Origin of the sequence: Trinickia soli (genome assembly GCF_002879855.1) — a bacterium.
GTDB lineage: Bacteria > Pseudomonadota > Gammaproteobacteria > Burkholderiales > Burkholderiaceae > Trinickia > Trinickia soli.
Window position 1 is genome coordinate 1 of record NZ_PNYB01000093.1, and the last position, 400, is coordinate 400.

Below are 400 nucleotides of genomic sequence, written 5' to 3' on the forward strand. Positions count from 1 at the left end.
ATCATAACGTGCACAAATTCGAAGTAAGTTTGCTAAGCATACTTTTGACCCAGCATAGGCTCCAACCCAAAGCACATCATGATTACCCCATTGAATATCTAGGGAATGATAATTAATCAGTGTATCCATAATTTTATCTGGTTGTGGTCCACGATCATAAATATCACCGACAACGTGTAAATGATCGACGACTAAGCGTTGTACAGAATACGCAAGCCCTATAATTAAATCATCTTCCTGTTTAAGTTCAATTACTTGGTTAACAAGTGTTTCGTAATATGATTTTTTATTTTGATATTCATTACTTTTATACAGTAGTTCCTCAATAATATAAACGTATTGCTTTGGCAATGCTTTACGCAGTTTTGAACGCGTATATTTTGAAGAACAATATTTAATC

At 33.5% G+C, this 400-nt stretch carries 1 protein-coding gene; it reads right to left on the reverse strand.

What is annotated here, in order from left to right; translation table 11 throughout:
- The coding region (locus tag C0Z19_RS29265; protein ID WP_146012177.1) for a fructose-bisphosphatase class III at nt 1-400 on the reverse strand (400 nt) is incomplete at both ends.